The following is a 5,360-nucleotide window of genomic DNA, read 5'->3' on the forward strand; positions in this document are numbered from 1 at the left end:
CGTTCATCTGGTCTCTCCCTGGAACACTGAAGCTTCGCAACCTCAGCTTCCTCGGTTCAGACCAGATGGACAACCTCCTGAGAGACCACATCTAGGTCGCCCCGATCAATTTGCGAAACGCCGCTGCGCCGTCCTGCACCGCGTCGCGGCCCTTCCAGGCCAGATAGCTCAGCTTGCCACCCAGCGTATCGTGGCTGCGCAGCCGGCGCGAGCCGAGGATGTGGCCGACATTGGAGGGGAAGCGGCTGACCTCGGCCGACACCAGCGCCGCGATCGCGTCCATCAACTGCTGGAGCCGGACGCCCCATTCGCAATGCTCGATCCCGTCGATGCGGACCTTGAGCGCATATTCTGTATCGTAGATCTCGGCGAGCAGGTCGCGTGCGACCAGCACGCGATTGTGCCGGAGCGCGATACGGAGCGCGAGGCGCTTGTCGTCGAGCCGGTCGAGCGCCATGGGCAAGACGCAGGCATAGGGCGCGGCGGCGACGTCGGCGGCGCTCTTGCTCGCGGCCGCCCTGGTGGCGAGGCGCACCAATTGCCACGACGTCTTCAGGCGCCTGGCCACCAGCGCCAGCGCGAAGGGCAGCGCATCGGAATGAGCCTTCTTGAAGGCGTCGAGCTGTGCGGTGATCTGGGCGACCTGGTCGTCGTCGAATTTCGCGATCTTCTCGGGCAGCTTGGCGTTGAACTTCGGCAGCGCGTCGCCGGCGCGCAGCACATGCTGCATCTTCCTCACGTCGTCGAAGGCGGTGCGCGAGGCGGTGTATTGCGCGAGCTTGGCGCGCGCGAACTCGGTGCTCTCGGGCGAGGCGAGGGTGTTCTCGAGCACCTTGACGACCTTGACCTGAAAGGTCGAGGCGATCTTCAGCACTTCCTTCGGGTTGTTGGCGGTGACCTGGTCGTTGATCGCCTTGATGTAGTCGCGCGCCATGGTCGGCAACAGGTCGCGGCAGATCCACTCCCAGATCGGGGTGAGCGTGTTGCGCGAGATCCGTCCTGCATTGGCGTGGTCGGGTGCGCCGTCGATCAAGAGCAGCTCGAGCGGCGCGAAGAAATAACGCGAAGGGTTGATGGCGCGCGCCTGGGTCGATCCGTCCTTGCGGAACTCGGCGCGCAGCTTGGCCTGGATCTCGGTCGAGCCCGGCATGTCGATGCCGCACAGCTCGAGCCGCTCAAGCTCGCTCAGCAGACAGCTGCGCGACAGCGGCGTCAGCTTCTGCAAGAACTCCGATAGCTGGTCGATCTCGTTCATGGCACGCAATCTTCCGCAGCGATTCCAGCAGGCCTCCCGGCCCAATGCATGGAGGCATTTGCGCGCTCTCAATTGTGACATAGAGAAGCAAGTCGCCGTTAATTTATCCGTAAAATCCGGGGACGCGGACACCCGGTGTGGAGGCGATCGTTAAGAAAGCTTTTGCCGGCCTGCCTATGGTCTAGGCAGGTTTATCAACCACTGCGCGGTTAGGGATGCCTCAACGCAAGCATAAATTGTGCCGATACCGATGTTTCAGCACAAAACTGACAAAATTACCGTAGTCTTACGGAGCAAAAAGTTAACCACAGATCGCTCCGGGTTCCGCTAAACGAGTCACATGGGGTCACACAACGATACGGCCGCTGATTCGCAGCCGTCGGAATGGTACGAAAGCAGCACTTCTCCGCCTGAAGAGCTTGATTTCGTCCGGCTGAATGCCGCCCGCGCCAAGGCGGCCGACGAGATGGCCGCCGCGATCGCCCGCGAGCTCAATGGTCCCCTGACCGCGCTCCTGCTCTACATGGGCGAGATCAAGCATCACAGCGATCAGCTCGCGCCGCTGTCGGGCGACCGCGCCTATTTGCAGCGGGTGGTGGAGAACGCACTGGCGCAGACCGAGCGCGTCTGCGGCCTGGTCAAGCAGCTCGCCGGTCCTCACAAGGGCGGCTTGTCCACGACCGAAGTTGCCGAATTGAAGGCCGGCCGCGCGCCGCAGGCGCCGCGCGTGGCGAGCCCCGAGTTCTCGATCCCGTCGGGCCAGAAGCGGCTGACCAAGCGCGAGCGCGAGGTGCTGAGGCTGATCAGCGAGGGCTATTCGAACAAGCAGGGGGCGTTGCGGATGCAGATCAGCCCGCGCACCTTCGAGAGCCATCGGGCTGAAGCGATGCGGAAGCTCGGTGCCCGCAACACCGCGGACCTTGTCCGCGCGGCGTTGCTGTATTCGATCGATTGAGGCTGTTGTCTTGCGCCGCCGGGCGGCCAGGGCTTAAAGGCGGCTAAAGAGACCCGATCGCGCTCAAAAATAGTCTTCGGCGAAGGGGCGCACGCGCGAGGTGGGCCGCAGGGCCTTGGGTTCTTCCTTCGGCGCGTTCGGGATGATCGTGATGGTCCAGCGCGGCGGGATGGTCGATTCCTGCTCCAGTACCGAACGCACGAAGCCCGTCACCGTCGACTCGCCCGCCTTCACCGTCGCCATCCGGCCGTTGAATTGAGCGATGCGGAAGCGACGGACTTCTTTCTGGTCCGCAGTCTCATAGGTGAACATGGAAACCCTCCTGGTTTCCGGCGACTATCGCCATCTATGATTATTCATATATGAAAATCGTAAACCGTATAAGTACGGCGGGGATGGGTCTCGCTAGAGCTGAGGCTCCTGCTCCCGCGCGGCGGTGAACGCGGCATCCATCCGCTCCAGGAGATCGCAAAATTCGGCGACGCCTAGCGCGGCCGCGGTCTCCTCAAGCCGTAGCGCCAGCGTCGCGAGCCGGAGATAGCCGAACGTCCTGGCGGCGCTCTTCAGCGAATGCGCCTCGCGCCCAATCTTGCTGCGGTGCTGGCCGAGTTCGAGCGCGCGGAACAGTTTGAGCCGCGCATGGGTTTCGCTCCAGAACACGGCGCGGACCTCGCCGGCGCCGTCCTCGCCGATCTCGCGCACGAGCGCGTCGAACGCTCTCGGCTCGCGCAGCGGTTCGGTATCGAGCGCGCTCTGCGCGGGCGCGAAAGTGGCTTCAAACATGGCTCCGTCCCAGTCCCCGTTGTGCGCATCGCGCGCCCTGGGGCGCGCGATGCGTCCGGATATCTACTCCGATTCCGATTTCGCTTCCGGTAGCGAGACGCGCGGTGTTTGCAGGCCGCCGTAAGCGGTTGGTTTACCACGTGCCGCTTTGCGCAAGCGCGTTGGCGTCCGGTCAGGGCCCGAGCAGCCTGTCGTACTGCGCCTTCACCGTGGCGTAGCATTCGCACGCGGTCTGGCGCAGTCCGTCCAAATTGAGGATCTGGATATGTCCGCGGCTGTAATGGATGAAATTGGCCTGCTGCAAGGTATTGGCGACCAGCGACACGCTGTTGCGCCGCGCCCCAATCATCTGTGCCATGGCCTCCTGGGTCAGCATCAGCCGATAGTCGCCCGACAAATCATGGGTGTGCAACAGGCAGCGCGACAGCCGCGACTCCACGGGATGGGCCGCATTGCAGCCCGCGGTTTGCTGGACCTGCGCGTAGACCGCCAGCCCGTGGCGCGTCAGCAGCGTCCGCAGGGTGGTGCTCTGATCGGCAGCAGTGCGCAGCCGGTCGAGGTCCATCACCGATGCAACGCCGGGGACCAGCACGACCGCGGTGTTCAACGCGCAGGCATCGCCCATGGTCGAGAGCGTTCCGAGCAGGCTGTCGCGGCCGATCATGGCGACCTGCACATGCTCGCCCTTGGCGACTTTCACGACCAGCGAGATCACGCCACGGTGCGGGAAGTAGGCGCGCTTGAGCGTCTCGCCGGTCTCGACCAGCACCGTGTCATGCGGCAGATCGACCGTGCGCAGATGTGCACGGATCAATTCGTAATCGTCTGCCGACAGCGCCGACAGGAAACCGTTGGATGGACGGACCATCGTTTCCAAAGCTGCCTCCCGTCTCCTCCGCCGGTGAATTCGCGAAAGCAAATTCACCGTTCCTTGCACGGGCAAATTCCATCATGTTCCCGTCGGGATATATTGGCAATTGGTCGACCATGCTGACGTGCTGCGCGGAGTGTCGCGGATACGAGGTTGTGTGCGCACCGGCATGCAGGCAGCGGTGCTTCGCTCGTCGTTATTCCCGGAATTCCCGGACCGCCAAAATCCGCGACGTCAAGCATTTGCAGATCAGGTTGCGAGAGTGGCCGCCTGACGCCATACGGGATCGCTCCGGCGCGTTTCATGCGTAAACGACCCCAGACACGACACCAACATGACGTTGTATAGGGGCGGCAAGACCATACATCAAAGATTGTGCATCTGTCCATATACACGTTGTGGGGCAGACAGCTTGTCGCATTTGCGACGGAAATGAGAACCGCGCGCTGATTCGCTCGCGAGCCTGGCGCGCCAGTCCTGCGCGGGCCAAGCAGGAAAAAATGGCAGGGGCGTCATGAGCCAGAGGCATTGCACCCGCGGCGCCATGGGACGCTGGTGCGACCCGCAGAGCCCTGTCCGTTGGGCGAATATTTTCAGCCTTCCCGGTCGATCCGATCCACGACGTCGCGTGGCCGCAGATCTTGCGTCCATCACGGCCGCCTTCTGCGCCAGGCCAATCGCGCCTGTCGCCATCACCATTTCGATCCAAGTCAGAGGAGATATGCGTGCCCCACGATTCAATTTTTGAGTCGCCGAAACGGGAAGCCCAAACGGGGACAGAAAGTCAGCGCCATATTCTCGTTGTCGACGACGACCCGATGGTGTCTCGGCGCCGCGCGCTGCCTGCGCAAGCCGTTCACGCCGGATGCGCTGCTGGCCGCCATCAAGGCTTGCCTCGCCGAGCATCGTTCTGCCGGCGACAATGCCTTGGCCGCGCGGTTGGGCTAGCGCTGCATCGACCGCGCCGCCTGCGGGGTAAGCGTCCGTTTACTGCAAGTGCAGCTCTCGCGGGCTTCGGCAGAAGACGAACCGACAGTCGCGCCTGCGATTTCGATTGCAAGTGATTTGCTTCAAATTGCGCGTGATTTGTTTCAGCTCGCGCAGCCCGTGCGTATCGTCCCTTGCCGGCTGGATTTTTTTGCGCGCGTCGCAACGCTGTTATCGGCGCGTTTACCTGTCGCGTTTCCCGCATGAGGCGCCGTGCCGGATTTGCCGAAAACCGCAGCTGGTGCAGTCGAACGCCAAACTTCTCTTCAATATCCGTATTAGCACGGAGGCTGAAATTAACGGGACCGTGAAATGAGATGTCTAACGATCTAGGAGCGGGCTTCCGTCGATTCCAAGTGCGGCTCAGGTGTCGAAGTCCAGGTCAGTAAGGCGTACCCCATGGATGATCTGTTACGGGAGTTTTTGACGGAGACCAGCGAGAGCCTGGACACCGTCGACAATCAGCTGGTGAAGTTCGAGCAGGAGCCGAACAACGCCAAGATCCTGGA

6 protein-coding genes are annotated in these 5,360 nt (G+C 62.6%); 2 read left to right on the top strand and 4 right to left on the bottom strand.

From position 1 onward, the window contains the following. Positions 1-91: 91 nt before the first annotated feature. Positions 92-1,255 (bottom strand): hypothetical protein, encoded by a 1,164-nt coding sequence (locus ABIB73_RS37435; protein ID WP_354232473.1) that lies wholly within the window; start codon positions 1,253-1,255, stop codon positions 92-94. Positions 1,256-1,595: 340 nt separating this feature from the next. Between ABIB73_RS37435 and ABIB73_RS37440 the strand changes: the two genes are divergently transcribed. Next, the gene (locus tag ABIB73_RS37440; protein ID WP_354232475.1) at positions 1,596-2,210 is read left to right on the top strand and encodes a response regulator transcription factor; all 615 of its coding nucleotides are present in this window, start codon (positions 1,596-1,598) and stop codon (positions 2,208-2,210) included. Between the two features lie 63 nt (positions 2,211-2,273). Here ABIB73_RS37440 and ABIB73_RS37445 read toward each other — a convergent pair whose 3' ends face one another. The 3 genes from ABIB73_RS37445 to ABIB73_RS37455 all read right to left on the bottom strand — a co-directional run bounded on the left by ABIB73_RS37445 (position 2,274) and on the right by ABIB73_RS37455 (position 3,861). Continuing rightward, a complete protein-coding gene (locus tag ABIB73_RS37445) occupies positions 2,274-2,522 on the bottom strand; it encodes a hypothetical protein (protein ID WP_354232477.1) in 249 nt (82 codons plus the stop codon). Between the two features lie 93 nt (positions 2,523-2,615). Beyond that, positions 2,616-2,993, bottom strand: coding sequence for an Hpt domain-containing protein (locus ABIB73_RS37450; RefSeq protein ID WP_354232479.1), 378 nt, complete (start codon positions 2,991-2,993; stop codon positions 2,616-2,618). A 172-nt stretch (positions 2,994-3,165) separates the two neighbouring features. Continuing rightward, on the bottom strand, positions 3,166-3,861 hold the full coding sequence (locus ABIB73_RS37455) for a Crp/Fnr family transcriptional regulator (RefSeq protein WP_354232483.1): 696 nt from the start codon (positions 3,859-3,861) through the stop codon (positions 3,166-3,168). Positions 3,862-4,665: 804 nt separating this feature from the next. On the opposite strand from ABIB73_RS37455, the gene ABIB73_RS37460 reads away from it, so the two are divergent. Beyond that, positions 4,666-4,812 (top strand): hypothetical protein, encoded by a 147-nt coding sequence (locus ABIB73_RS37460; RefSeq protein ID WP_354232481.1) that lies wholly within the window; start codon positions 4,666-4,668, stop codon positions 4,810-4,812. The last annotated feature ends 548 nt before the right edge of the window (positions 4,813-5,360 follow it).

The sequence above is a fragment of the Bradyrhizobium sp. F1.4.3 genome, assembly GCF_040548375.1.
GTDB lineage: Bacteria > Pseudomonadota > Alphaproteobacteria > Rhizobiales > Xanthobacteraceae > Bradyrhizobium.